Source organism: Faecalibacterium sp. AF10-46, assembly GCF_003604105.1.
Classification (GTDB): Bacteria; Bacillota; Clostridia; order Oscillospirales; family Ruminococcaceae; genus Faecalibacterium; species Faecalibacterium taiwanense.
In genome coordinates this window covers 5,515-6,720 of sequence record NZ_QVGY01000021.1, presented here as the reverse complement: position 1 = coordinate 6,720, position 1,206 = coordinate 5,515, and the positions used below count along the sequence as shown (strand labels likewise).

Below are 1,206 nucleotides of genomic sequence, written 5' to 3'. Positions count from 1 at the left end.
GGTTTCGTGTTTGTCATTTTTACGATTTGCTCTTTGGCTGAGCAGCTAGGGCGCAGCACGGTCAGTGTTTCCAGTGCGCTTAAGGAATTGGACGCTGCGGGATTGATTGAGCGCAGACGAACGCGGTTTTCTTCGCCCAATCACATCTTTGTAAAAATTCCAAATGTTGAATAGTTCTGCGTTTTTCACGATTCAAGAACCGCCAAAATCACGATTCTGCGATGCAGATTCTTAATGGCATCTGCAAAAGATATTTTTCCTATGCAGTATAGCAGCCTTTAAGACTGTATCAAAGAAAACTTTCACCTAACCAACGTAATAAAACAAAAAGAGAAAAACGAATAGAATCCATCCATTCCTTTCCGTATTTGCACCACATGAATGAGGAGGTCTGCCCTTGAACAAAGAAAAATCTGAGAAGAAGCCCACTACACGCAAACGTGCGCCGAGAAGTCCGAAGTCTGTGCGCCTGATCGTGGAACGCCATTATATCGGCAATGTGCCGATGAATACGCTTTTTCAGCGGCTTGCGGAAGAAGAAATTCGTAAAACTGCCGAATCGTATCTCGCCGCTGGTTAATTGGACGTTTTACTGCGGAAAAGGGCTTGCATCATCACGCAGCATCCGCTACAATGTGATTGATGAGGTCTCTTTTCCATTATGGAGGTACACATGGAAAAGGACAAAAAAGTAACTGCTTTATACTGCCGGCTGTCAAAAGATGACGGTTCAAACAGCGAAAGCCTGAGCATCCGCACTCAAAAGGCGATGCTTATGGAGTATGCCACACGCAACGGTTTCGGGAATTGCCAGTACTATGTCGATGATGGTTACAGCGGTACAAACTCTGACCGCCCTGCCTTTCAGGAACTTCTGGATGATATCCGGGATGGAAAGGTAGCGACCGTCATTACCAAAGACCAGTCCCGACTTGGACGCAACCACATCGAAACCGGAACGTATATGGAAATCTTTTTTCCGGAACACGGTGTCCGCTATATTGCAATCAACGATGGTTATGATTCCAACGAGCAATCCCAGATGGATATTGCTCCGTTCAGAAACATCATCAATGAAATGTACGCCAAAGACACTTCCCGAAAAATCAAGAGTGCCCTTCGGACACGCAAGAAAAGCGGAAAGTATATCTCCAGCAACGCACCGTTTGGCTACCAGAAAGACCCTGCCGACCACAATCACCTTGT

Annotated in this window: 2 protein-coding genes; both read left to right on the top strand. The window is 45.9% G+C overall.

What is annotated here, in order from left to right:
* The first annotated feature begins 397 nt into the window (after positions 1 to 397).
* Entirely contained in the window at positions 398 to 580 is a 183-nt protein-coding gene (locus DWV57_RS14035) for a hypothetical protein (protein ID WP_005924684.1), read from the top strand.
* A gap of 93 nt (positions 581 to 673) precedes the next feature.
* Positions 674 to 1,206: recombinase family protein (locus tag DWV57_RS14860; RefSeq protein ID WP_243112371.1), on the top strand; the 533-nt coding region annotated here is incomplete at its 3' end.